This window comes from Algibacter sp. (assembly GCF_049667265.1).
Taxonomy (GTDB): domain Bacteria; phylum Bacteroidota; class Bacteroidia; order Flavobacteriales; family Flavobacteriaceae; genus Algibacter_B.
In genome coordinates this window covers 1-26,614 of the sequence record NZ_JBATHX010000131.1, presented here as the reverse complement: position 1 = coordinate 26,614, position 26,614 = coordinate 1, and the positions used below count along the sequence as shown (strand labels likewise).

At 32.7% G+C, this 26,614-nt stretch carries 23 protein-coding genes; 13 read left to right on the top strand and 10 right to left on the bottom strand.

Annotated features, from left to right (window positions below; translation table 11 throughout):
• The 7 genes from WBN21_RS04795 to WBN21_RS04765 all read left to right on the top strand — a co-directional run.
• Positions 1-997: DNA repair protein RecN (locus WBN21_RS04795; protein WP_424198146.1), on the top strand; the 997-nt coding region annotated here is incomplete at its 5' end.
• Between the two features lie 119 nt (positions 998-1,116).
• Complete coding sequence (locus WBN21_RS04790; RefSeq protein WP_424198145.1) at positions 1,117-1,929, top strand: enoyl-ACP reductase FabI; 813 nt, start codon at positions 1,117-1,119, stop codon at positions 1,927-1,929.
• Between the two features lie 246 nt (positions 1,930-2,175).
• Positions 2,176-3,183, top strand: a complete 1,008-nt coding sequence (locus WBN21_RS04785; protein ID WP_424198144.1) for a glycosyltransferase — start codon at positions 2,176-2,178, stop codon at positions 3,181-3,183.
• Positions 3,183-4,139 carry a YbbR-like domain-containing protein gene (locus WBN21_RS04780; protein ID WP_424198143.1) on the top strand — a complete coding sequence of 319 codons (957 nt, stop codon included), beginning with the start codon at positions 3,183-3,185 and terminating at the stop codon, positions 4,137-4,139. Before WBN21_RS04785 ends, WBN21_RS04780 begins: the two co-directional genes overlap by 1 nt.
• Positions 4,136-4,720 (top strand): dephospho-CoA kinase, encoded by a 585-nt coding sequence (coaE, locus tag WBN21_RS04775; protein WP_424198142.1) that lies wholly within the window; start codon positions 4,136-4,138, stop codon positions 4,718-4,720. Before WBN21_RS04780 ends, coaE begins: the two co-directional genes overlap by 4 nt.
• A 79-nt stretch (positions 4,721-4,799) precedes the next feature.
• The gene (locus tag WBN21_RS04770) at positions 4,800-6,368 is read left to right on the top strand and encodes a sensor histidine kinase (RefSeq protein WP_424198147.1); all 1,569 of its coding nucleotides are present in this window, start codon (positions 4,800-4,802) and stop codon (positions 6,366-6,368) included.
• Positions 6,369-6,370: 2 nt separating this feature from the next.
• Complete coding sequence (locus WBN21_RS04765) at positions 6,371-7,075, top strand: response regulator transcription factor (protein WP_424198141.1); 705 nt, start codon at positions 6,371-6,373, stop codon at positions 7,073-7,075.
• 333 nt (positions 7,076-7,408) lie between these two features.
• Here WBN21_RS04765 and WBN21_RS04760 read toward each other — a convergent pair whose 3' ends face one another.
• The 6 genes from WBN21_RS04760 to WBN21_RS04735 all read right to left on the bottom strand — a co-directional run bounded on the left by WBN21_RS04760 (position 7,409) and on the right by WBN21_RS04735 (position 13,665).
• The gene (locus WBN21_RS04760; protein ID WP_424198140.1) at positions 7,409-8,161 is read right to left on the bottom strand and encodes a DUF6090 family protein; all 753 of its coding nucleotides are present in this window, start codon (positions 8,159-8,161) and stop codon (positions 7,409-7,411) included.
• Between the two features lie 175 nt (positions 8,162-8,336).
• A complete protein-coding gene (locus WBN21_RS04755) occupies positions 8,337-8,993 on the bottom strand; it encodes an alpha/beta hydrolase (RefSeq protein ID WP_424198139.1) in 657 nt (218 codons plus the stop codon).
• 40 nt (positions 8,994-9,033) lie between these two features.
• On the bottom strand, positions 9,034-9,372 hold the full coding sequence (locus WBN21_RS04750) for a hypothetical protein (RefSeq protein ID WP_424198138.1): 339 nt from the start codon (positions 9,370-9,372) through the stop codon (positions 9,034-9,036).
• A 4-nt stretch (positions 9,373-9,376) separates the two neighbouring features.
• Positions 9,377-10,630, bottom strand: a complete 1,254-nt coding sequence (locus WBN21_RS04745) for a dihydroorotase (RefSeq protein ID WP_424198137.1) — start codon at positions 10,628-10,630, stop codon at positions 9,377-9,379.
• The gene (locus WBN21_RS04740; RefSeq protein ID WP_424198136.1) at positions 10,627-12,552 is read right to left on the bottom strand and encodes a BatA domain-containing protein; all 1,926 of its coding nucleotides are present in this window, start codon (positions 12,550-12,552) and stop codon (positions 10,627-10,629) included. The genes WBN21_RS04745 and WBN21_RS04740 overlap by 4 nt, the downstream gene beginning before the upstream one ends.
• Positions 12,553-12,657: 105 nt before the next feature.
• Positions 12,658-13,665 carry a glycosyltransferase family 2 protein gene (locus tag WBN21_RS04735; protein WP_424198135.1) on the bottom strand — a complete coding sequence of 336 codons (1,008 nt, stop codon included), beginning with the start codon at positions 13,663-13,665 and terminating at the stop codon, positions 12,658-12,660.
• 87 nt (positions 13,666-13,752) lie between these two features.
• Between WBN21_RS04735 and WBN21_RS04730 the strand changes: the two genes are divergently transcribed.
• Positions 13,753-15,642: a peptidase M61 gene (locus WBN21_RS04730; protein WP_424198134.1), complete on the top strand. Its 1,890-nt coding sequence runs from the start codon at positions 13,753-13,755 to the stop codon at positions 15,640-15,642.
• Positions 15,643-15,908: 266 nt separating this feature from the next.
• Here WBN21_RS04730 and WBN21_RS04725 read toward each other — a convergent pair whose 3' ends face one another.
• Both WBN21_RS04725 and WBN21_RS04720 read right to left on the bottom strand, forming a co-directional pair.
• Positions 15,909-17,105 carry a sensor histidine kinase gene (locus WBN21_RS04725; protein ID WP_424198133.1) on the bottom strand — a complete coding sequence of 399 codons (1,197 nt, stop codon included), beginning with the start codon at positions 17,103-17,105 and terminating at the stop codon, positions 15,909-15,911.
• A gap of 63 nt (positions 17,106-17,168) precedes the next feature.
• Entirely contained in the window at positions 17,169-17,954 is a 786-nt protein-coding gene (locus WBN21_RS04720; RefSeq protein WP_424198132.1) for a TIGR02757 family protein, read from the bottom strand.
• A gap of 85 nt (positions 17,955-18,039) precedes the next feature.
• On the opposite strand from WBN21_RS04720, the gene WBN21_RS04715 reads away from it, so the two are divergent.
• Positions 18,040-19,206, top strand: a complete 1,167-nt coding sequence (locus tag WBN21_RS04715) for an MFS transporter (protein ID WP_424198131.1) — start codon at positions 18,040-18,042, stop codon at positions 19,204-19,206.
• On the opposite strand, the gene WBN21_RS04710 is transcribed toward WBN21_RS04715, so the two are convergent.
• Positions 19,203-19,865 carry an ABC transporter ATP-binding protein gene (locus WBN21_RS04710; protein WP_424198130.1) on the bottom strand — a complete coding sequence of 221 codons (663 nt, stop codon included), beginning with the start codon at positions 19,863-19,865 and terminating at the stop codon, positions 19,203-19,205. The two genes, WBN21_RS04715 and WBN21_RS04710, sit on opposite strands and share 4 nt — an antisense overlap.
• Positions 19,866-19,915: 50 nt before the next feature.
• Complete coding sequence (locus WBN21_RS04705) at positions 19,916-22,408, bottom strand: DUF5916 domain-containing protein (protein ID WP_424198129.1); 2,493 nt, start codon at positions 22,406-22,408, stop codon at positions 19,916-19,918.
• Positions 22,409-22,586: 178 nt separating this feature from the next.
• Here WBN21_RS04705 and folE point away from each other — a divergent pair, with 178 nt between their 5' ends.
• The 4 genes from folE to yidC form a co-directional block, all read left to right on the top strand.
• On the top strand, positions 22,587-23,174 hold the full coding sequence (gene folE / locus WBN21_RS04700) for a GTP cyclohydrolase I FolE (RefSeq protein WP_424198128.1): 588 nt from the start codon (positions 22,587-22,589) through the stop codon (positions 23,172-23,174).
• 52 nt (positions 23,175-23,226) lie between these two features.
• Positions 23,227-23,505 carry a hypothetical protein gene (locus WBN21_RS04695; protein WP_424198127.1) on the top strand — a complete coding sequence of 93 codons (279 nt, stop codon included), beginning with the start codon at positions 23,227-23,229 and terminating at the stop codon, positions 23,503-23,505.
• Positions 23,506-23,701: 196 nt separating this feature from the next.
• Positions 23,702-25,342: a CTP synthase gene (locus tag WBN21_RS04690; protein WP_424198126.1), complete on the top strand. Its 1,641-nt coding sequence runs from the start codon at positions 23,702-23,704 to the stop codon at positions 25,340-25,342.
• Between the two features lie 89 nt (positions 25,343-25,431).
• A partial coding sequence (yidC, locus tag WBN21_RS04685; protein ID WP_424198125.1) for a membrane protein insertase YidC occupies positions 25,432-26,614 on the top strand: 1,183 nt, incomplete at its 3' end.

Here is a 26,614-nt window from a genome sequence, read left to right as displayed (position 1 = left end):
TGAAGACATTCAAGAAAAGCTTTCAGAAGCCTATCAACTTTTAGGTGAAGAGGAAGGCGGTGCCATTGCATTACTAACAACATTAAAAAATGTTTTTCAAAAATTATCTGCATTTTCCTCAAAGTATCAAGACTTATATAATAGGGCAAATAGCAGTTTGATTGAATTGGACGATTTATATAGTGAAGTTAGTGACCATCAAGAAAATATTGATGCCGATCCAAATAGGCTAGAAATTGTAGATGCCAAGCTTAAAACCCTTCATAGTTTAATGCAAAAACATGTTGCTGCAAATGTTTCGGAACTAATCATAATTAGAAATGAACTTGATGACAAGGTTTTAGAAACTGCAAATATGGATAGTACTATTCAGAAAAAGCAATCTGAAATCACTTCCAAAGAAAACCAGTTAAATGCCATTTCAAAAGTAATTCATGATAAGCGTACAGAAGTTATTCCACAGTTAAAAGCGCAATTAGAAGCCATATTGATGGATTTAGGAATGCCAAATGCACAGTTTAAAATGGATGCTATTTTTAGTGATACCTTTTTTATAAACGGAAAAGACGAATTATCCTTTTTATTCTCAGCAAATAAAGGCGGTAGTTTTAACGAACTTAAAAAAGCAGCTTCTGGTGGGGAATTATCGCGAATTATGCTGGCCATAAAATCTGTTTTAGCGAAATATATTCAGTTACCAACCATTATGTTTGATGAAATTGACACCGGCGTTTCTGGCGAAATATCAAATAAAATGGGAGATATTATGCTGCAAATGAGTAAAACCATGCAAGTTTTTTCAATAACGCATTTACCACAAGTTGCAGCCAAAGGGCATTCGCACTTTAAAGTATATAAAGAGGATGTTAATGAGGTAACACAAACCAATTTAATAAAGCTAAATCATGATGAGCGCATTGTGGAAATTGCACAAATGTTAGGCGGTTCAGAAAAGTCGACTTCAGCAATTGCCCATGCTAAAGAATTACTCAATTAGCTTGTCAATCCTGCAAAGTCAGGATTCTATTAAAAAAATTATAATATAAATATTATCTTTGTTTGGTAATAAATTATTAGATTTAAACATATAACTAATCAACATACAAACCATTACATATGTATAACTTATTAAAAGGAAAAAAAGGAATCATTTTTGGAGCATTAGATGAAAATTCAATTGCTTGGAAAACAGCAGTTCGTGTTCATGAAGAGGGCGGAACATTTGTTTTAACAAACGCGCCAGTTGCCATGAGAATGGGTCAAATTAATGAGTTAGCTGAAAAAACTGGGTCTCAAGTTATTCCTGCCGATGCCACATCGCTTGAAGATTTACAGAATTTAGTTGATAAGTCTCAAGAAATTTTAGGCGGAAAAATTGATTTTGTATTACATTCAATTGGTATGTCAATTAATGTTAGAAAAGGAAAACACTATACAGATCAAAATTACGAATGGACACAAAAAGGAACCGATGTTTCGGCCATGTCTTTTCATAAATTGATGCAAACACTTTATAAATCAGATGCCATGAACGAGTGGGGAAGCATCGTGGCACTAACCTATATGGCAGCGCAACGTGTATTTCCAGATTATAATGATATGGCAGATAATAAAGCCTATTTAGAAAGTATAGCACGTAGTTTCGGGTATTTCTTTGGGCGCGATAAAAAAGTTCGTGTAAATACAATTTCACAATCACCAACACCAACAACAGCTGGTAGTGGCGTAAAAGGATTCGACGGATTTATTGCCTATGCCGATAAAATGTCGCCACTAGGAAACGCAACAGCTTTAGATTGTGCCAACTATACGGTGTCTCTTTTTAGCGATTTAACCAAGCGCGTAACATTACAAAATTTATTTCATGATGGCGGTTTTAGCAACATGGGTGTAAGTGATGCCGTAATGGATAAGTTCGTAAACGAATAAAATTCACATTTTTATATTTAAGAAAGCTACCAATAAAATGGTGGCTTTTTTTGTTTATAATGGTTTGTAATTATAATGGCGGGTTTTAAAAAAACCGCGCTATCCGTTACTAGTTTTGGCTCGATGCGCGCCTCGCCAAAAGCTAACCACTACTATCGCTCCCGCACCTATCCGCCAACAGCAGGATTAATAGAAATGCCATAGTAAGTTTGCCAATATTGTTACAGGATTAATTACATTTGTGCTATGCAATTACAATATTCATTCATAATTCCAGTTTACAATCGTCCAGATGAAATTCAAGAACTTTTGGAAAGTTTTGAAGCGTTAAACGGTACCATTGATTATGAAATTGTAATTATAGAAGACGGCTCAACAAAAACATCAAAACAAGTTGTTGACACGTTCAGTAATAAATTAAATATTTCATATTTCTTCAAGGAAAACTCAGGGCCAGGAGATTCAAGAAACTTTGGAATGCAAAACGCCAAAGGAAACTATTTTATCATTTTAGATTCCGATTGTATTTTGCCACCAACTTATTTATTGGAAGCAGATAAAAGTTTGCAAGCCCATTATGTTGATTGTTTTGGCGGTCCGGATGCGGCGCACGAGTCGTTTTCAAACCTTCAAAAAGCCATAAATTTTTCAATGACGTCGTTTATAACAACTGGCGGCATCAGAGGAAATAAAAAAAGTGTCGACACATTTCAACCTCGAAGTTTCAACATGGGACTTTCAAAAAAAGCATTTCAACATTCAAAAGGCTTTGGTAGAATTCACCCAGGAGAAGATCCAGATTTATCCATCCGATTATGTAATCTAGGTTATAAAACCAAACTTATACCAGAAGCTTTTGTGTATCATAAACGTCGTATATCTTGGAGTAATTTTTACAAGCAAGTTAATAAATTTGGCATGGTTCGTCCTATTTTAAATAAATGGCATCCAGCTACTAAAAAGTTGACTTATTGGTTTCCAACCGTATTTAGTTTAGGTTTAATACTTGCCATGGTCACATTTGTATATGGTTTTAAATGGCTATTAGTAGGTTATGGTTTATATTTCCTAATCGCATTTATATTGGCTTTATTTAGTACAAAAAGCATTGTCGTTTCGGTATTAGCAATTCCGGCCATTTTAATTCAGTTTTTTGGGTATGGTTATGGGTTTTTAAAATCGACGTTAGCAGTTTCAGTATTAAATAAAAAACCGGAAACTCATTTTCCTAAATTATTTTTTAAATTAAAATAATGAAGAAACTTAAAGCAGATATTTTATCATCCATTAAAAATAAAAGAATCAATGTATTTATTTTATGTCTCTTTTTTGCATTCGTTATTTTAATGTTTACAAAGCTTTCAAAGGAATATACCAATACCATTTCTTTTGAGGTTGAAAGAATAAATGTTCCTCAAGAAAATATTATCCTTAATGATTCTTCAAAAATAAATATCACTTTAAAAACCCATGGATTTAAGTGGTTAAAATATTATTGGTCTAAGCCAAAAATTAAAATCGATTTTAGTGAAGACGTCAATAAAAAGGACGATATGTTTGTCTGGAATAAATCAAAAGCATATTTAAACAATACGCAATTTGATAAGGAAGTTGAGATTCTTAATATATCGCCAGACCCTATAGTTTTTAGGTTTGGCGTAAATATGGTAAAGAAAGTGCCTGTAGTTTTTCATCCAGATATTAGTTTTAGTCCTGGTTTTGGAATTACAGGGGTAGTTATTTCAGAACCAGATTCTGTAATTGTAGTTGGGCCAAAGGTTTTGGTTTCCAAAATCGATAACATAGCATTAGAGGACGTTGTTTTAAAAGATGTGCGAGCAGATATAATTGAAACCATAAATCTTAAATTGCCTAAAAACGTAACAGATTTAAAGTTTTCCAATAAGCAAGTTGTATTAAAAGCTCAGGTAGAAAAGTTTACGGAAGGCATACTAAAAATTCCAATTTCGTTAATTAATGCGCCAAAAAATACAGAAATAAAGTACTTTCCAAAGGAAGTAAGTGTTTCATATTATGTGAGTTTGAGTAATTTTAATACTATTACAGCCAAAGATTTTAAAGTGGTTTGCGATTTTAATAAAACCAATGAAGACCAATCTTTTTTAATTCCAGAGTTGGTAAAATCACCAGATTTAGTACAGCATGTAAAAATTAGTCAGAAACGCATAGAATTTATAATTACAAAATGATCATTGTAGGACTCACAGGAGGCATAGGAAGCGGAAAGACAACGGTTGCAAAACAGTTTTCTAAGTTAGGAATTCCTGTTTATATAGCCGATGACGAAGCAAAAAGCTTAATGCGTCGATCAAAAGTCATAAAAAGAAAACTTTTTAAATTATTTGGAGAAGAAGCTTATGTTGATGGTGAATTAAACCGACCATATTTAGCAGGTATTATTTTTAATGATAAAACTTATCTGCAAAAAATGAATGCTATTGTACACCCAAAAGTAGCCAGGCATTTCGAAAAATGGGTGCTAAAACAAAAGGCACCGTATGTGATTAAAGAAGTCGCTATTTTATTTGAAAATGGTGGCGATAAAGCTTGCGACTATGTTATTACCGTTACAGCACCAATAAAAACAAGAATAAAACGTTTGCTTAAACGTGATGATACTTCAGAAGAAAAAATTGAAGCCATCATGAAAAACCAATGGACAGACGAAGAAAAAATTAAAAAATCTCATTTTGTTATAGAAAACACGACGCTGGAAAGTACGATAAGTCAAGTGTTAAAAATCCATAAGAAACTTCTTATTAAAGCGTAATCTAGTTAAATTTTAACATTTTTGTTAATGTAAGGTTAAAACATAAGATTGCTAAATGTTAAAATGTTAATTTTGAATGATGGGCAAAAAGCTATTCATCTTGCTAATAATACTCATGAGCTTGTCTCTAGTTGGTATTATTGCGATTCAAGCATACTATATTAACGATTCGGTGAACAACCAAAAGGAGCGTTTTAAATTCAATGTTGTAAAAGCGCTTAATTATGTTTCAAACACCATTGAAGAAAACGAATCTGAAAAGTATTTTTCTAAGTTTTTCAACTTAGATAGCGAGAAAAAAGCAGATGAAGATGCCGTTTCACAATTGTTAATTTATCAAAAAAATAATAGCACCAAGGAAACGCTCATTTATAGAAGTAATGTTTTAGAAGAAAACTATAAACTATCTTCTTCGCTCTTTGACATTGGTTTAGATAGCATTGATATTAAAAATATCACAGCAAAATCAACTACCGAAGTTTACAGTAATGCAAGCATCGATAATAAAGAAATTAATAGTCCTATTTCTAAAATTATTAGAAGCGGAACTATTGACGAAGCACAACGTTTAAGTTTTGAGAAAAATTTTAAAGAACTTTCAAAACGTACACCAATCCATAAGCGGGTTTCAGAACAAGAAATAAAAGGATTATTAACTGAAAAACTTAAGAAAGACGGTATCGATATTGATTTTGAATTTGCTATTTATGGTAACGATTTAGCAACAAAAGTACGAAGTAATAATTTCGAACTGGAGCCTAATTCTACTTTTAAAGTACCTATATTTTACGATGAAACTAATCAAACACCTTATAGGCTTTTGGTAAATTTTCCGGATGATAAAAAGTTTATCCTTTCAGGAATTATAGGCATGATTTTGTTGTCCATAATTTTTACATCTATTATTATTTTAGCGTATTCAAGTGCTTTATTTCAATTGGTAAGACAGCGTAAAATTTCAGAAATTAAAACGGATTTTATCAACAATATGACGCATGAGTTTAAAACACCCATCGCCACTATTAATTTAGCAATTGATTCCATTAAGAATCCAAAAATAATTGACGATAAAGAAAAAGTGCTTCGGTATCTTGGAATGATTAAGGAAGAGAATAAACGAATGCATGCGCAAGTAGAAAATGTATTACGAATATCTAAACTAGAAAGAAAGGAGCTAAATATTAGTAAGGATAGGGTAGAGTTGCACGACTTAATTGAAGATGCCTTAACGCATGTACAACTTATAGTTGAAGATCGTCAAGGCTCCATGAAAATGTTTTTAAACGCCGAAAAGTCGTCCGTTTTAGCAAACGAAACCCATTTTACCAATGTTATAGTAAACATACTGGATAATGCCATTAAGTATTCGCCAGAAGCACCCGAAATTGAAGTGTATACAGAAAATGTAGGGACAAATATTATATTAAAAATTAAAGATCATGGTAGCGGCATGAGTAAAGCAGCTGTCAAACGAGTGTTCGAAAAATTTTATAGAGAGCACACCGGAAATATTCATAACGTAAAAGGCCACGGATTAGGTTTGGCGTACGTTAAAAGAATTGTAGAAGACCATCAAGGTCATGTATCAGTAGAATCAGAAAAAGACAAAGGAAGCACATTTATAATTAAGCTTCCTCTAATATCATAACTATGGAAGAGTTTAAAAAAAGAATATTATTAGTTGAGGACGATCCCAATTTCGGAACCGTACTTAAAGATTATTTAATGATGAATGATTACGAAGTTACACATGCCAAAAACGGTATGGAAGGCTTCGAGAAATTCAAAAAAGACGATTTCGACTTGTGTATTCTTGACGTTATGATGCCTTATAAAGATGGGTTCACATTAGCCAAAGAAATAAGAGAAAAAAACACCGATGTGCCTATTATTTTCCTAACCGCTAAAACGATGAAAGAAGACGTTTTAAAAGGTTATAAAGTAGGCGCAGACGATTATTTAAATAAACCTTTTGATAGCGAAGTGCTTTTAATGAAAATTAAAGCTATCATTCAGCGTAAGGCAACTGAAACTATTTCAGATAGTAAACAATTCGAGTTTAAAATAGGACGATTCGATTTAAACTCAAAATTACGTTTCCTTAAGTTCGATGGTGAAAACCCAGTTAAATTATCACCAAAAGAAAACGAGTTATTACGCCTGTTAGCATTGCACGAAAACGATTTAATGCCACGCGAATTAGCATTAACAAAAATATGGCGCGACGATAATTACTTCACATCACGTAGTATGGATGTGTACATAGCCAAACTACGTAAATACATGAAACTAGACGAAAAAGTAGAAATACTAAACATACACGGCGAAGGTTTCAGGCTTGTAGTAAACAGTTAGAAAACAATACTTTTATAATATTAAAATCCAGCGTATTGCTGGATTTTTTTTTGTTTTTTTGGCGCCTGTCTGCCGGCACGCAGGATACCACAAGGGTCGGGCTTGTCGTTTATCCTGAGCGGAGTCGAAGGTTTGTCCTCGCTCCCAAAAGGTCGCTATGAGCTTTCCTCTGCAATCCCTGCCTTCCGGCAGGCAGGCCTAACGCGGGCTAGTTTGCAGTTGTCAGTTTTCAACCCATAGTCATTTTTTGTCCTAAAATTGATGCTTTATATTTTGTTTTTAGAGTAAGAATTTACTCTTTTTTATTTGTCTTATACGCATGTTGTGCTTTCGTTATTTTTTCAACTCTTCATCAATTAGCTTTAGAAGATGAATTATTTCTTTTTTAAACAGTCTTAATGCTTGTTCGTTTTCTTTTACGTATGAAGTAAGAATTAGCAAATCACTCAACATTTTTTTATCATCATTAAGCCTAACTTCTCCGAGTGTTTGAATTTCAAAATCAAGACCTATGGATTGTTTAACGGTCTGTGCATTTATAAGCTTTGGTAATATATAATATTTAAAGCTCCTAGTTAAATTAACTAGTTCTTCTAGAGCTGCAAACCCTTGTGATGTTTGTTGATAGTATTGAGTTAATTTATTTCTCAATGCTATATTAGTTATTAATTCAATATTACCTGAACTGGATAGTGTTGAATAACCTGCGTTATTGGCTTGAAACCGCTTATTTGAAAATAAGCTGCCATCATTAATAATAATGCCCAATTCATTATATTGCTCCATAGACGGTTTAGGTTCTGCAGAAACTTGTAAAAATGTATTTATAGCATTTTGTTTTTCTACATAAAAAACTGATATTTCAGTAATTAAAAGGGTATCAGATATAAGGTTTTCTCTAATTTCAGAAAGCATGATATTCCCTTTTGCCTTCTTTTGAGATGACATATTTAAATTGTTAATCCATAAGGCAATTAGTATTCCAATAACAACAAGTACAATTTCTCCAATGGCATAAAGCAGATATTTACTGAGTTTGTTTTCAGAGAGTAGTTTTTGCCTAATTTTTCTAAAGAATTTTATCATTGGTTAGCGGTTTCTGATAATGAAGCACAACTCGTTATATAATAACTTTTATTACCGATATCACGTAAATAAGTCAGGATAGAGTAATTTTTTTGTTACTGTTATCCCGTAAATATAATTAATTTTTCTTACAAAGCAATGTAAGGGATTTAGATGGTATAAGAAATGAAATATATCAAATGCGCTTCATCAACCATTCCTTAAACTCATAAAAATTTTGAGGTGCTACACCATGTCCAACAGGAAATTCAGAATATTGGTGTTTGATATGTAAACTTTCTAAAAAAGCAGGCGTTTGTCTCGCCCAATCTACAGGTATTACTTGATCGACGCTTCCGTGCGAGCAATAAAAATCTAAGTTGGAGTAATCTCTAGTTTTGTAATCTTCAGGAATAATTTCTTGGTTTATATAGCCGCTAAGCGCTACTACATTTTTTACCTTTTTAGGGTAAGTTAGTGCTACCGCATAACTTAAAATAGTCCCTTGGCTAAAGCCTAAAAGGGTAACATTGTTTTTGTTTACTTGATATGTAGCAATAGCTTCGTCAATAAATTTAGCTATGATGTCTCTTGATTGTTTGGCTTGTTCGTTATCACTCCATTTGCCTTTTACTTCATCAAAATTAATAGCATACCAAGCGTTACCATAAGGTTGCATTGGGTAAGGCGCTCTTACAGATATTATAAAAAGTTCTTCAGGTAATTCTGTAGCAAAGGAAAACAAATCGTTTTCATCACTTCCATAACCGTGCAACATAATGAGTAATGGTGCATTTTCGGTTAAACTAGATTTGCGAATAACGTGGTGTAAAGAAAGTGATTGATTAGGCATGTTTTATTTTTTTGAATTTTAATCCCAAAAATAGGTGTTTTTAATTTCCAAGATTTGAGAATATCCGTTGATATAAGTTCCCTACAAGTGGTACAGTTTCTGCTTTTCTACCAATAGCGTTGGAGAACCCATAGATAAAAAGCACAGCAAAAAACAAATAAAAAGATGACGTTATTAGCCAACTATTAAAGCTGCCAATAATATAACCTAAAGCAAAAAAAGTAAGCCATAAACCCAACGATTGCCTAATATGAAAACTCGCAAAGGCACTTTTTTTGTCTTCTTCATTATTTAGATAATAAGCAATGATAACTCCAAAAATGGTGATGTAACTTATGATGGCGTTTTGGCGACCTTTTTCAATATCTTGTTCTGTCATGTTGTTATTTTAAAACCGCTTGATTGTTTGCAATAATGCCATACACGGTTCCTTTTAAAGATTCGTTTTCAAACATGGCATTTTTGGATTTCGATAGTATGTCTTTTTTCGAAAAGGTATATTTCGCATCTGGATTAAAAAGCGCTATGTTGGCAGCGTTTCCAACCGCTATTGGTGCTGTTTCAACTCCAAAACGTGCTTTTCCTTTGGTTAGCACATCAATTGTCTTTTTGGTGGTGAAAATGGTTTGCAAAGCTCCAAAAGCACTTTCCAGCCCAATGGTTCCGTAATTGGCATGGTCGAACTCTATCTTTTTTTCTTCAATATCAATTGGATTGTGATCTGTGGTTACCATATCGATGGTGCCATCTTTTACGCCCTCAATTAAAGCGTCAATATCACTTTGTGTTCTTAGTGGAGGTAAAACCTTGTAATTGGTATCAAAATCGGTTAAAACCGCATCAGCGAAGTATAAGTTATGAATTGCTACGCTACAGGTAACATCCAATTTCTTCTTTTTTGCTTCTTTAATCAAATTCACCGAGGTGGCGGTCGAGATAGTCGGAATGTGTAATTTTCCACCAGTATATTCTAACAAAAATAAATCTCTTGATACTTGTAATTCTTCCGCTAAAGCCGGAATACCTTTTAAACCTAATCGGGTACTGGTTATGTTTTCATTCATAACACCATTTCCAGAAATTTTATTTTCTTGAGGAAATGAGCATACTAAACCATCAAAATTACTCGCATACTGCAAAGCAATTTTCATAAGGTTAGGGTTGTCGATTGGTTTTTTATAATCGTAAAATGCTACTGCGCCAGCCGTATTCATATCGTAAAGTTCGGCTAAATGCTCGCCTTTACTGGCAACTGTTAAAGCGCCAATAGGTAATAAGCTTACCGCATGATTGTTTGCTTTTGAATTTATGAACGTAATATCGGCGTTCGAATCTATTACTGGGTTTGAGTTAGCATTTACAGCAACTGTTGTAAACCCTGAAAGTGCAGCGGTTTTTAATCCGTTTTGAATGGTTTCTCTTTCTTCGTATCCAGGTTCTCCAAAACTCACACTACTATCAAACCAGCCTTGAGAAATATGAAGATTCTCTAAACTAATTTCTTTGTAATTTTTTGGGTTTTCAATGCTGTTGGAAATCTTAGTAATCACGCCTTTTTCAATAAGTAAATCTTGAGTTGTGTTGTGAAACTCGCTTTTAGAATCTATAATTGTGGCAGATTTTATAAGTATGTTCATTTAAAGAATTTTAAGATGAGCATTTCAATAATCAATAACGCTAATGCAAAAATAACAAACCATTTCCATAGCGCGTTAACTTTTGTGTCACTTTTTATAGTATCGAAAACTTCGGTGATAGAATCGCTAACCGTAGCATGTTCAAGAGCAGAAAGATCTCTGTAAGCGAGCATACTTTCACTTCTATTATTGTTGTAACTCACGTTTTTAATTGATTCACTTTTGTTTTGTATCGCATAAATTCCAGCAATTGAAGGGTCTTCAAAAGTGCTTATTACCACTTTATTATTAAAATATTGCTGTTTTGGTATCATGCTTATGTCATTATTTACAAGCGATAACACCGCATCTTGCTGCATTTTTGTTTCCACATCAAAAGTGTTTTCTTTTCCAATGGTATAATAAAGCTCGGGTATTTTGAAACTTTGTTTGGCAATATTATAAAGTGTTGGCACAATTAATGGCGAATTTTTGAAACTAGAATTCTCTTGATTTAATGCCGCTGAAAAGATATAGGTTTGTTGTGTTTGACCTAAAAACGTTTTGCCGTCTTCAAACTTTAAAACTGGCGATAGGCTATTGGAAGCTACATTGTAAAAACTATTAACTTTCGGGTATTGAAAGTTTTTAACTTGCTTTTCAAAAACACCATTGTTATAGAGTGGATGCGAATAATTTATGGTCGTAATGCTTTTTTCAGAAGTTATTAAATCATTAAAACTAACATTGGAATTAGCAAGAAACTGATTGTAAGCTTCGTTATTAATGGCTTTAGAGGGAATTAAAGCAATCGAACCTCCTTGTTTAGCAAATTGATTTAAAGTGGAACCTAAAGCAACAGGAATATTATTTAGCTCATTTAAAATAATTAAATTTTGAGTATCAATAATATTGTAATCTAATTGATTTAAAGGGGTTGCAATGTAATTGAATTCGGTTTCGTTATAGATGCGTTTTAGGTAGCCATCGTCGTTTCCATTAATGCTTAAAACATTAATTTTCGAGGCTTCATTGATATTAAAATATAGCGTATTATCAAACTGTAAATTGGCATCGTCAATAGTTACTTTTCCATTTATAATCTGATTAATAGGAAGTGAAAAAATTGTTTCCGCATCTTGCGAAATGGCCACCGAAGTTTTAGCAATTAGGTTGTCGCCGTTAAATAATGAAACAGGTAAATTATCAATTGCCGAGCCACTATTTTTAAGCTGTACTTTAATTGTAATTGATGTAGGATTGCTTTCAGAAATGTAAAGCTTATCAATAGAAATATTATTTTTATTGATACCGTTTAGCTTCACTAAATGCAAGTTTAAAAGGGAGTCTTTTTCAGTTTTAAAATTAGACTCATCTTCTTGGTAATCAGATATTAATATAATATTTTTTAAAGTATTACTTTTATTATTTAAAAACGTTTTGCTTTTTAGGAATGCGGCTTCAAAAGTTAATTGATTTGACGAATAATCAAGTTTTAATAAATCATTTTTTATGGCTTTTATTTTGGTGTTTTTAAAGGTATCATCATTCGTAAAAATGGAGATAGTTTCATCTTCAGGAACGTTGGTTATAACATCTTGAATAGCCCGTTTTAACAATTCACCTTGGTTGCCTTTGGCTTGCATGCTAAACGAATTATCTAAATAAATAACCGTTTCTTTTTCTCTTTTAAACGCATCAGATTTTGATGTAAAAGGTTGAGCAAAAGCAAAAACTAAAGCTGCTAAAAGTAATAGTCTAGTGAGTAAAATTAACCACTTTTTTATTTGCGAACTTTTACGTGTTTGAAGTGTTGCTTCTTTAAGAAAAGCCACATTTGTAAAATCGACTTTTTGAAACTTTCGAAGCTGAAATAAATGAACAATAATAGGGATAAGCAGTAAAAATAAAGCGTAAAGAAGTTCGGGGTGTTTAAACTGCATGTTGTTTTAGATTGCCCAAATATAGAAAATGCATTTGAATTTATAAACTTGGTTTTTGGAATTTAGTTTTTTAATTATTGAAATTTTAATCCTTTTGGTTTTTAATCAACAAAAGAAAACATAATCTTCAAAAGATTTTAGTTGCAATGCGTTTAGATAGTTTCGAATTTCAATCTGTGCATCTTTGTTAGCAACGGTTATAATACTTTGAGGGTTTTCAAGGGTTTCTAAATCCTCAAAAGCCCTTAAAACTTTACCGTAAATATCTTTGCCTATTTTTTTTGGGTTATCGCAAATCCATTCAAAATCAATTTGTTTTTCAATAAGAGTTTTGGCAATAAACTTCCCTTTGTTTCCAGCGCCCCAAACTACTAGAGTTTTTTCACAATTGTAATCTAATTCTAAAAAATAATCCAGTTTTAATGGGATAAAATGATTTTCGGCATAGTGTTCATGAGTCCTAGAAGTACGATGGCTATAATCTCTCCAATCGTGTAACACAATTTGGCAAGGAATGCATTTAAAATCATGTTTATAAAAACGAAATGCTAAATCGTAATCCTCTGGATATTTATTCGGGTTAAAGGCATCACAAGCTATTAAATCGGTTCTGTGCAACATCCAACAAGGAGAGGGAATCACACATTCTTTATATATTTCGGCGTAATTAGTTCCAGTTTTTGTTAGTTTATTCAGCCAAACCTCATAACTTTTGTATCCTGCTTTTATGCCTTCTTCAGCAAAATAATGCACCAATCCAATAGCCAAATGTCCTTTTCCGTGGTGCATTAAATTGTTTGCCAAAACTTCAAGCTTATTGGGTTTCATCACATCATCACTATCCATTCTAGTAATCAATTCACCGGCACTTTCCTTAAAAGCTAATTGCAAGGCATCAATAATCCCGCTTCCTGAATTTTTTAATAGCTTAATTCGAGCATCTTGGTTGGCAATATTTTCAACAATGGAAAAACTATTATCCGTCGAGTTATCATCAACTATAAGCAATTCCCAATTGGTGTAGGTTTGCTCAATAATCGAAAACATACAATCCTTAATAAAGGCTTCTGTATTCTTGAATGGAATTAAAATGCTAACTAATGGATTTTGCATGCTGCGAATTTAACAAAACCTTAAGAAAGGAGAACGTAACATTATGGTAATTTGCGAGTCAATTAAAAAACCTTTAAAATCAATTTAATGTATACAAAAACACTATTTGCAATTTTTGCTAGTGCCGTGTTAGTTGGCTGTGGTTCAACTAAAAATGTGAGTAACGATTTAGCAACAAGCTTGCCTATTGAGACTTCAATAAACTTAACTAATATTACTGATGATAAAGCGCCTGTAACAATTAATCCAGGTCGTTTTACAGTAGAAACAGTAACTTATAGATTACCAAGAGTTATACAAGGTACTTACTCTGTAAGTGATTTTGGTAAATATGTTGACGATTTTAAAGCCTTTGATTATAAAGGAAATGAAATGCCTGTAAACAAAACAGACACAAACACTTGGACCATTGCAAATGCTAAAGAATTGGACAAAATCACCTATTTAGTTAACGATACTTATGATATTGAACTAAACGGTGGTATTGGAAAAGATACACCATTTTCACCAGCAGGAACAAATATAGAAGCTGAAAACTATGTATTAAACTTACACGGATTTGTTGGATACTTTGATTCTTTAAAAAACAATCAATATAAACTAGATGTTACTGCTGCTGCAGATTTTAATCGTACATCGGCATTGCAAAACGTGAGTTCTAAAACTAGTGACGACGGAAAAACAACAACTACAAGCTATTTTGCACCTCGATATTTCGATATTACAGATAACCCAATGATGTATGGTAATCTTGATGTTGAAGAGTTTCAAGTAGGCGATATTAAAATTGTTTTAAGTGTATATTCTCCAAATAAAGTTCACAGCGCAAAATCTCTTAAAGACGTTGTTTTTACAATGATGGAAGCTCAAAAAGCATATTTAGGCGATGTTAATGCAACACCTCGTTATGATATTTACTTGTATTTATCAGAAGGTAAAGAAGATTCTCCTAAAGGGTTTGGAGCCTTAGAGCATCATACATCAACAGTTGTAGTATTACCAGAATCTATGGATGAACAAGCTATTGCTGAAACTATGACCGATGTAGTCTCGCATGAGTTTTTTCATATTGTAACACCATTAAGTGTACACTCTGAAGATGTGCATTATTTCGATTATAACAACCCAACATTCTCAAAACATTTATGGATGTACGAAGGTGTTACCGAGTATTTTGCAACCTTATTTCAAGTGGATCAAGGTTTAGTTGAAGAAACCGTTTTTTTCAATAAAATTATGGAAAAAATTGAGCACTCAAGGAGTTTAAACGATGCTATGAGCTTCACCATCATGAGTGAAAATATATTAAAAGTACCTTACAAAGACAATTACTTAAACGTGTACCAAAAAGGCGCATTAATTGGGATGTGTGTTGATATTTTAATGAGAGAAGAGAGCAACGGAAACCGAGGAATCTTATCCTTAATGAAAGAATTATCGAATAAATATGGAAAAAACAAACCTTTTGAAGATGATAAGTTAATTGAAGAAATCACAGCCATGACTTACCCATCGGTAGGCGAGTTTTTAAGAACACATGTTGTTGGTGATATTCCAATTAATTATAACGAATTTTTCGAAAAAGTAGGTTTAGAAATTGCGGAAGGCAAAGTGGAGGCTAATTATATTTTATTAAACGGCGCTCCTATTGTAAGTGGCGACCCAACAATAGGTATCTTTTTTATAGATACTGTTTTAGATAATAGTTTCTGGAAAGAGCAAGGTGCGTTGCCAAACGATATTATTAAAGAAGTTGATGGTAAAGCAGTATCACTTCAAAATGCAAATGCCATTTTAGGCGAAATGTTTGGTTGGAAACCAGGAAGAGATGTGGAGGTTAAACTAGAAAGAGACGGAAAAGAAGTGGTTATTAAAACAACAACTACCCAAGGTTACACGGCTGGCAAGTCTTTAAGTCCAAAAGAAAACGCTACAGATGCTCAAATTGAGTTACGCGAAGCTTGGTTAAAAGGCTAAAATAAATCTAGAATTACAATTATAAATTAACGATTGATGAATGTAATATTTGTCAATCGTTTTTTTTTATGGCGTTACGCCTCCTTAGGTCGTCGTCAGGCTTTCCGTTTCAAGTCCTCGCACCTCCTGGGTCGGGCTGTGGGCTTCCTGCCTGCCGGCAGGCAGGTCCACTTCAATCCCTAACGCGGGTTGGTTTGCTTTAGCAATTACATAAGCTAGCCAATATTTGGTGTATTAATAAAATCTTTAAAAAAAATAAAAAGTATTTATTTCGCAATGGTAAACTTAAAGGTTGTTCCAACATCAATAACGGAGTCCACTTCAATAGTCCCACCAAGTTTGTTAATTAATGTTTTTACTGTAAATAAGCCAATTCCTGTGCCTTTATTGCCGTTATTATCCTCCTTATGAGCCGTTTTAAATAAATCAAATAACGCATCTTGTTTATGCGCTTCAATACCTTTTCCGTTATCCTTTACATAAAACACATAATACAGGTCGTTTTCCTCAAAATCGATAGTAACTAAAGGCGATTCCTTAAAACTATACTTAAAACCATTATCAACTAAATTTAATATAATTTGCTCTAAGGCATATATATTAACATTATCTAATGTGGCAGTTTTTAGTAATTTAAAGTTAGCATTGTTTAAACCCAAAATAGATTTAACAGAAGTAAAAACATCTTCTAGTTTTGTTTCTTTTTTGTCTTTTTCAAGTAGTTTTTCACTTTTATAATGTTTTAAAATACCATCAATATAAGTTCTGAGCGTATCAGCAGATTCTTCTATATAGTTCAAATACTCTAAATCAATTTCAGGGTGTGAATTTTTTAATTCATCTTTAAATAGGTTTGAAAGTGATGTGATATTTGCCAATGGTGATTTTAAATCATGAGACACCTTATTTGCAAAAGTTTTTAAGGTACTATGCCGTTCTTCTAAAGTTTCAAGTGTTTCATTAAGAATTTTGTTTTTTAATCTTAATTCAAAAAGTTTAACCACTTGGTTTGCTAATATGATTAAGGCGTCTTTCTGATCTTGCGTTAATTGCCTTGGTTGAATATCATAAACACAAAGGGTTCCTAGAGGAAAACCTTCAGGATTAATTAAAGGCACGCCAGCATAAAACGACACATTGTTTTCTGTAATAATAGGATTGTCATGAAAACGGATATCTTTTTTTGCATCTTCAATAATAAAAATGGGCTCATCACTTATTATAGCATGACCACAAAATGAAATATCTCTAGGCGATTCATTAAAATCTATACCGAAATGTGATTTTAAAAAATTTCTATCTGAATCTAAGAGGGTTATTAACGAAATTGGAACTTTACAAATTTTAGCTACCAAAGTGGTGATGTTATCAAAATCTGCTTCAGGTAAAGTGTCAAGTAAATTATACTGTTTTACAGCCTCTAAACGTTGCGTTTCGTTGTTTGGAAGTTCCGGTTTTATCATGTGGTTAGCTAGTGAAGTTCATAGTAAGTTTACGAAAAATTCACGGATGTAGTTTTATAAAAATTAAAAATTTTCAAAAACCCCTAAACCAAATAGTGCAAAATCATATTTAACAGGATCTTTAGGATCTAGTTTTCTTAAAGCACTATCCAATTCATACAAAGCTTTGCCATCGTTTTGTTTTCTTTTTAGTAACCCTAATTTTCTAGCAACATTGCCAGAATGGACATCTAAAGGGCAGGAAAGTAGGCTTGGAGAAATGGTTTTCCAAATACCAAAATCAACGCCAGCATGGTCGTTCCGTACCATCCAACGTAAAAACATATTAATGCGTTTTGCAGCCGAGTTTTTTAAAGGATCACTCACATGTTTTTGAGTGCGTTGTAAATGTTCAATTTCAAAAAACACAGATTTAAATTTTGAAATAGCATTTTGAAGTGAAACTGTTTCAGCATGTTTAGCGAAAACAGTTTCTAAACCATCATGATTTTTATAAATATGTTGTAATGATTTTATAAACTGCATGCAATCATTGCCATTAAAAGTGCGGTGTACGAAAGGCAACAGTTTTTCTAAATCGGATTCCTGATGATTTATTACAAAATCAAAAGGCGATTGATCGAGTAGTTCCATCAACCTTGTGGCATTGTTGATTATGCTTTTTCGGTTTCCCCAAGCAATGGTTGCCGTTAAAAAACCAGCAATTTCTATATCTTCCTTTTTATTGAATATATGCGGAATCTGAATAGGATCGCTCTCAATAAACCTTGGGTTATTGTATTGAATAACTTTGGCGTCTAAAAATTCTTTAAGTTCGGCTTTGGTTAATTTTATTCGTTTTCCCTTCATAGTTCAACAAAAATAATTGTAATTAGCTTAACAAAAAGGAGACTTACTTGTTTAATGTAAAATAGTTAGTAATTAAACACATTTAATGATTAGTAAAAAAATAATTTTACCAGTAATAGTTTTCTCCCAGTTTTGCTGTACTTCCTTATGGTTTGTGGGCAATGCTATTATTGGCGATTTGGTAAATACTTTTAATTTAGAAATGTCTGCTCTCGGGGATTTAACATCAGCCATTCAATTTGGCTTTATTCTAGGAACTTTCATTTTTGCTGTTTTAACTATTTCAGATCGATTTTCACCATCAAAAGTTTTTTTTGGAAGTGCTCTAGTAGCCTCAATTTTTAATGTTGCTATAGCCTTCGGAACACATTCACTTTTGAGTTTAGTATTACTTAGATTTTTAACAGGGTTTTTTCTTGCTGGTATTTATCCAGTCGGTATGAAAATTGCATCTGATTATTATGAAAAGGGTTTAGGGAAATCTCTAGGTTTTTTAGTTGGTGCATTAGTTTTAGGCACGGCTTTTCCTCACGTACTAAAAGGGTTTAAATATTTATTTCATTGGGAATATTTGCTATATATTACTTCTGGCTTGGCAATTTTAGGAGGAGTAATGGTCCTTGTATTAGTTCCAGATGGACCATATAAAAAGGCCTTACAGAAATTTGATATTTCTATATGTTATAAAATTTTTAAAAATAAAAAATTTAGGAATGCTGCGTTTGGGTATTTCGGACATATGTGGGAGTTATACACTTTTTGGGCGTTTGTTCCTGTTTTATTAATGTTTTATGCAGAAATTCATGCCATTGTAGATTTCAATATTCCTTTATTGAGTTTTTATATAATAGCCATTGGTAGCTTAGGTTGCGTCGTATCAGGCTATTTATCAGAAATGTATACACCTAAAAAAGTTGCAGGAATTGCGCTAACTTTATCTGGTATTTGCTGTTTGATTTCTCCTTTGTTTTTTATTTGGAATCGGGAATTGGTTTTTATAATTTTTTTAATGTTTTGGGGCTTTGTGGTTATAGCCGATTCACCATTGTTTTCAACTTTAGTAGCACAAAATGTAGCGGAAGATTCAAAAGGAACTGCGTTAACTATTGTGAATTCAATAGGGTTTGGAATAACCATTTTGAGTATTCAAATAATAAGTTATTTACAAACAATACTGGAAGCTAAATATCTTTTTTTAATTTTAGCTGTTGGGCCTATTTTTGGGGTTTATGCACTTTATAATAAAAATTAATTGGTAATGTTACCATCAACCATTGTCAATTTTCTATCAGCCATATTAGCTAATTCTGTATTGTGAGTAACAATTACGAAGGTTTGTCCGAATTCATCACGAAGCTTAAAAAATAGGTTGTGTAAATTCTCGGCAGATTCGCTATCCAAGTTCCCAGACGGCTCATCGGCAAAAATTAAATCAGGATTATTAATTAACGCTCTCGCCACAGCAACACGTTGTTGTTCACCACCCGAAAGTTCATTAGGTTTATGATTATAACGGTGTGTTAAACCTAAAAAATCTAGAAGCTCCTTAGCGCGTTTTTCTGCATCGGCCTTTTTTGTGCCTTTTATAAATGCGGGTAAACAAACATTTTCTAATGCTGTAAATTCCGGAAGTAATTGATGAAACTGAAAAATAAATCCAATATGTTCATTTCTAAACTTGGCTAAAGCCTTGTCGGAAAGTGAATTAATGTTGGTGTTGTTAATGGTTAATTCCGATCCCCCTTTTGAAGTCGCTTTATCAAGCGTTCCTAAAATATGCAATAAGGTTGTTTTTCCAGCACCAGAAGCACCAACAATAGAAACAATTTCGCCATTTTCAATGTGGATATCTACACCTTTTAAAACTTGTAAATCGCCGTAGAATTTATGAATATTTTTTGCCTGAATCATCTGTTAAAAATAATAGCCGTGAATTTACTACTTTATCCTTTGATGAGCAATTAAGAACTCTTTTTGTTGCGAAATACATTTTTAACATCATTATAATCAATAAAATAAACCAAACGCAAAGAGAAGGTGTTACGCTTTTTTTGATCAAATAAATGGTTTAAACTATCAAAATAATTGTCTTCTGACTTATTTGAAAAATTAAAAATTTGATTTCTATATAAGGCCGTTAGCTGACTACCAGGAGCAAATTGCCAGGTGTAACTAAAATCTAAATTCCAAGTGTTAAAGTTGGCATCAGGATTAAAATCGGAATCTTCACCTATGGTCATTTTTGTATTTGTGTCTGACACTAAAAGGTTTCCATCGTCCTGTAAGTTATACACTTGATTATCATAAGTAACGCGACTCAAATAATTTCTAAAACTAAGAGTTAAGGCGTTAAACGAATTAAAATTATAACTTCCTGAAATACTTAAAGTAGTTTCAATACGCTCACGTTGACCAAAAATAATTTCGTCGTCAACATCTTGTCCGTTTATAAATCCACGATCTGCGTTATAATCATCAAATTGATAACCCAAAACTACTAGAAATTTATCGTTAAATTTAAAACGTGGGTTAAGGCTATACCACCAGTTATTAAAGTTATGCCTTTCTTTATCAAGATATAAAGCATAACCAAAATTAGCATCGATAGCGAAAAATTTATTATAATTTGAAGACACCCAAACATTGCTTTGTATATAGTTTTTGGTTATAAAATAACTGTCAAAGCCGTTTCTCGGTTCAAAAAAATCAAGACGTTTACCAATATTCCAATTCCCATTAATTCCGAAAGAATGAAGCTTTTTATTTGTCGCATTAATATTGAAATTTATGTTACTACCTGTATAGGTATTTGGGTTTGCTAATTGATTATAATTTAGCCATAAGTTTATTTGATAACTATTCAGGGTTTCTGTTGGTTCAAAAATTCGATAGCTCATTTCACCTCCAAAATTGCTATAGTTATTCCTGAATTGGATTCCTAAATCATTGATGTCGTAATTTTCATCTGCATAATCATATATCGCACTAAACCTAAACTTCCCACTATTTTTTCCAAAGCCTACTCTAGAGCTGTAACCATTATCATTATTTTCAAAATCGTTAAAAGAACTCATTTTTATTTCGCCAATGGCGCCATAAGTGTTCTTTTTGTTTACTAAATCCACTAAAAAACCAGTAACGTTTGCATCCTTGAATTCGCCATTTCTAGTAACGTTTGTATTAATTAAGGTAACCGATGAATTTTTATTAAACTGTTGGTCCAGTACCATAATATTATAATTGGCAAGCGGCTCAACAACTTCATTTCTTTTCGATTTTAAGGTAGTTTCGCTAGGTGTACCAGCATTTAAAATTTCTGTTTTTTCAATGGTTGCAGACGTTTTTTCAGTAATAGCGTTAAAGAATCCAATGCCCAATCCTTTTTTTGTTCTCCCTGATATTTTTACGGCATTAATCAATTGCACTTTATCAGGAAAGTCGACTATTTCCTCATCATCAGCCGTTTCTGGGGTTATTGAAGGGCTGTCTCCAACGCGTCTAGAGTAAAACAAATCTCCTTTATTAAATAAATCGACACCTTCTGTAAAAAACTGGCGTTGTTCTGTAAATTGTTGTTCAAAAGGCCCAAGATTTAATCTGACGTTATCGAATCCTGCCTGACTAAAATCAGGAATTAAAGTGGCATCCAACGTGATGTTTTCTGTTATGCCATATTTCACATCTAATCCAGCAGCAAAATCGGCATCTGTTTTACCATCATAGCTACTTACTAAACCTGACGTATATGGGTAAAAACTTAGTCTTGTAGGTGGGATTATATTTTTAAGACCTTTTAATTCGGCATTGTATAAGCCTTCGTTGCCTTTAGTGACATCAATAGCGCTCCATGAAAATTTAGATCTAGTTTTCTTGAATTCCCTCTCAAATTGAATTCCCCAAGTGGGGTTTTCTTGTTGTGTAAAACGTAGTGCTCTATATGGTATTTTTGCTTCAACTACCCAACCGTTATCAACAACTTTAACAGCGCTTTCCCAAACAGCATTCCATCCAAAGTCTTTGCCGTTACTAGGGCTTTCAATAGCGTCAGCCTGTGTGCCTGTACTAAAAACATAAAAAAGCGTATTGTTTTGAGCGTCATTGTTTGGGTTGAAAATAATTTTAAAAAAATCAGACTGGCCAAAATTATCACGTTGTGTAAATTGGCTCAACATGTCATCTGGATTGTCATATAGAAATGCTGAAATATATATGGCATTATCGTCATAACACATTTTTACTTCGGTACGTTTTTCTTTTGTGGTTGATTTTCCAACGTCTGGGCTAAACTGAATAAAGTCTGTTGCTATTTGTAAATTATTCCAAATACTTTCATCAAGAATTCCATCAATATTTGGTGCGTTTAAGGTTCTAGTTATCTGATAAGATTTTTTGGTTTGAGCCTCAATATTCATGAAAAGACATAAGGACAGCATTAAAGTAAATGCTTGCTTCATAATTTTGATTTTGATTGATGATGTTATTAGTCTTGCAACAATAACAAAACTAAATTTGTTATCTTTTATTATTCATAATAAAAAGTTAAAATAATTTAATGTCCTTTAAAACGGTAGGTTTTCATTCTATTTTTTAAGTATCTTTAAATTTGAAAATTAATAATTACGCCATAGCATTATGCCATATAAAACTTTTGAGGAATACAACGATAATATTACTGAAAATGTTAAAAATAACTACCAAGAAATTATTTCAGATTTAGGTGAAGATACCAATCGAGAAGGCTTATTAAAAACGCCAGAACGCGCTGCAAAAGCTATGCAGTTTTTAACTCAAGGCTATGAGCAAGATCCTGTTGAAATTCTTAAAGGTGCTATGTTTAAGGAATCTTATAACGAAATGGTAATTGTAAAGGATATTGAATTATACTCGCTTTGCGAACATCATATTTTACCATTTTTTGGAAAAGTTCATATTGCTTACATACCAAATGGGCAAATTGTTGGGTTAAGTAAATTACCTAGAATTGTTGATGTTTTTGCAAGGCGATTGCAAGTTCAAGAGCGTTTAACCGAACAAATTTTAGACTGTATAAATGATACATTAAAACCGCAAGGTGTTGCAGTAGTGATTGAGGCATCGCATATGTGTATGATGATGCGTGGTGTACAAAAACAAAACTCGACTACTACAACTTCGGGATTTAGAGGGCAGTTTGAAAAAATAGAAACCAGAAATGAGTTTTTAAAACTAATAGGGAAGTAATCTGTTACTAAACTTGGTATGTTTCTTGTTATATTCTTAATAAAAAACAACAATGAATTTAGAAAACTTAAGTAAATATAAAAAACTCGCGTTAAGTCTTGTGTTTGACGCTATTGGTATGCTCAGCTTCACAATTTTCGATGTTATTTGGGCGCCAGCCTCTGGATATTTAATGAGTAAAATGTATAAAGGCAAAAAAGGTAAAATTGCAGGTGTGATTTCTTTTATTGAAGAAATTATCCCTGGGCTTGATATTATTCCAACCTTTACAATTATGTGGGTTTTAACCTATGTGTTTCAGAAAAAAGAAGAAGAAGTTTTGGAGGTTTGAGTATTTTGCTAACTTAATTGAATTGAAGTCGGTTTAAGAACTTTTATCAGTCGTTAACAAACTTAGTAGATTTTTCTTCAAAGTCAATGATTTCTTCCGTAAACAGCCATAAAAAAAATGCTTTTAAAATTGTTAACAAGTCCCGCTTAAATAACTATTTTAATTTTGTAAATTTGCCTGCGTTTATAAGCGCAACATGACAACTACAACAAAATACATATTTGTAACCGGTGGGGTTACATCTTCCTTAGGAAAAGGTATCATAGCAGCATCTCTTGCTAAACTACTCCAAGCACAAGGTTACAGAGTAACAATTCAAAAATTAGATCCATATATAAATGTAGATCCGGGAACTTTAAATCCTTACGAACATGGCGAATGTTATGTAACGGAAGATGGTGCGGAAACCGATTTAGATTTAGGTCATTACGAGCGTTTTTTAAACCGACCAACAAGTCAGGCAAACAACGTAACTACCGGTAGAATTTACCAAAGTGTTATTGAAAAAGAACGCCGAGGTGAGTTTCTAGGAAAAACGGTTCAAGTAGTTCCTCATATTACTAATGAGATAAAAGAGCGTATTCAAATACTTGGAAAATCTGGAGATTATGATATTGTAATTACTGAAATTGGAGGAACTGTTGGTGATATTGAGTCGCTTCCTTATATAGAAGCTGTTCGTCAACTACGATGGGATTTAGGCGAAAATAATGGTATTGTTATTCATTTAACATTGGTGCCATATTTATCAGCTGCTGGCGAATTAAAAACAAAACCTACTCAGCATAGTGTAAAAACACTCATGGAAAGTGGGGTACAAGCTGATATTTTGGTATGTAGAACAGAGCATGATTTGCCAATAGATTTACGTCAAAAATTAGCATTATTTTGTAATGTTAAACAGGAAGCTGTCATTCAATCTATTGATGCATCTACCATTTACGATGTACCAAATTTAATGCTAGAAGAAGGCTTAGATAAAGTAGTACTTCAAAAATTAAATTTAAAAAGTACAAAACCAGATATCGATCAATGGAATGAATTTGTACATCGTCATAAAAACCCAAAAACTGAAATTACTATTGGTTTAATTGGAAAGTATGTCGAGTTACAAGATTCTTATAAGTCTATTTTAGAATCCTTTATTCATGCCGGTGCTGTAAATGAAGTTAAAGTAAATATTGAATCGGTTCATTCAGAATATATAAATAAAGACAACGCAAAATTAAAGCTAGGGCATCTTGATGGTGTTTTGGTGGCGCCTGGTTTTGGTGAGCGTGGTATTGATGGTAAAATAGATGCGGTCCAGTATGTAAGAGAAAACAAGGTGCCTTTTTTCGGCATTTGTTTAGGGATGCAAATGGCAGTTATTGAATTCGCTAGAAACGTACTTGGAATTAAAGATGCTGATTCAACCGAAATGAATTCTAGTACTAAAAATCCTGTTATTGGTTTAATGGAGGATCAAAAAAGCATTACCGATAAAGGTGGAACCATGCGTTTAGGTGCTTGGGCTTGCGATTTGAAAATGGGAAGTAAAGTACGTGATATTTACAAAGCTGAAAGTATTACTGAACGTCACAGACACCGTTACGAATTTAATAGTGATTACAAAAAACAAATTGAAGCTGCTGGCATGATTGCAACAGGATTAAATCCAGACACAGGACTTGTTGAGATTATTGAAATTCCTGAGCATCCTTGGTTTGTTGGTGTGCAATACCACCCAGAATATAAAAGTACTGTAGCTAATCCTCATCCCTTATTTGTGGCATTTGTTAAAGCTTCATTAACCCATAAGAAAAAGAAAAATAATGCCAGTATGGCACATAAGTAAGATTGGATTGCTATTTGATACCTATTTTTCATTCCAATGAAAATATTATAAAATCAAAGAACAAACAATCTACCAACTAAGAATAACACATGGAAGAAAAAAAATTAGACATTAATTCGATAATTGGCTTCGTGCTTATTTTCGGAATTTTAGCATACATGCTTTGGCAAAATCAACCTACGCCAGAAGAATTAGAAGCTCAAGAAAAGGCAAAACAAGAACAAGTTATAGCTGAACAAAATACTAAAGCGCAAGAAGAAACCTTAGTGACTACTGCTGAGGATTATGCTGTAGGTTCAGGAGTTGATTCGCTTCAAATGATTCAACTAAAAAATAAATTAGGTGCCTTTGCTTTTTCTGCCACACAGTCTAATGATAAAGAAACCGTTGTTGAAAGTGATTTATTAGCATTGAAGTTTAGTAATAAAGGTGGATATCTTTCTGAAGTTAGATTGAAGCAATTTGTGGATTACGATTCTATTCCAATCTACATGATTAAGGATAATAATGCCTCTTTCAATATTAATTTTGGAACAACAGATAGCCGAATTCTAAATACTAAAGACTTACCATTTGTACCTCAAGTGACTAAAAATGGTGATGTAACAGTTATTTCTATGAAACTTAAAGTTTCAGAAAGTCAGTTTTTAGAATATCGTTACGAGCTTAAAGAAGGCGATTATATGATAGATTTTGCTATCCGTTCGCAAGGTTTAAGCAATATTGTTAACAGCTCTCAAGCTATTAATTTAGATTGGAATTTAAAAGGTTTCCGTCATGCTAAAAGTATTTCTTATGAAAACAGATATACCGATACACATTATGATTATGAAGATGGAAAAGCAGATTATACAAGAGATGGAGAAGACGATATTGAAGATGTAGCTTGGGTTGGTTATAAGCAACATTTCTTTTCTTCGGTATTATTAACCGATAACAAATTTAAAAATGTAAAGGTTAAAGTTGAAAATTTAGTAAAAGATGAGGCCATTGATACCGTATTTACTAAAAATTTTGCAACTACAATTCCTATAGAATTACAAGGCGGCGAATTCAATCAGTCTATGGATTGGTATTACGGGCCAAGTGATTTTAAAGTACTTAATAAATACGACAGAAATCTAGATGAATTAGTGCCATTTGGTTGGGGACTTTTTGGTTGGATAAACCGTTACATTTTCATGCCTTTATTTGGTTTTCTAGGTAGTTATATGTCTTACGGAATTGCCATTGTAGTGATGACTATTTTAGTAAAATTCCTGTTATCATTCG